This window comes from Mesorhizobium sp. M1A.T.Ca.IN.004.03.1.1 (assembly GCF_003997555.1).
Taxonomy (GTDB): Bacteria; Pseudomonadota; Alphaproteobacteria; order Rhizobiales; family Rhizobiaceae; genus Mesorhizobium.
This window is the reverse complement of record NZ_RZTV01000977.1, coordinates 1-241: the sequence shown is the minus strand read 5'-3', so window position 1 is coordinate 241 and position 241 is coordinate 1. Positions and strand designations below refer to the sequence as shown.

At 55.6% G+C, this 241-nt stretch carries 1 protein-coding gene; it reads right to left on the bottom strand.

Annotated elements, in window-relative coordinates; genetic code table 11:
* The coding region (locus tag EOD29_RS34595) for a F0F1 ATP synthase subunit A (RefSeq protein ID WP_164764081.1) at positions 1-241 on the bottom strand (241 nt) is incomplete at both ends.

Sequence of the window (241 nt, the reverse complement as noted above, 5' to 3'; positions counted from 1 at the left end):
CCGTGCTTATAGAAACCGTAGGCGAGCACCGTACCGATGACGAGAATCGCCAGCGCGAAGGTGACGATGATCTGGCTGGTGATCGTGAAGAAATAGGGGAACATGCCGAGCAGGTTCGCCGTCAGCACGAACATGAAGAGCGAAAAGACCAGCGGGAAGAACTTCATCCCCTGCTTGCCCGCGCCCTCTTTCAGCATGTTGGCGATGAATTCATAGGACATTTCCGCGACCGACTGCGAAC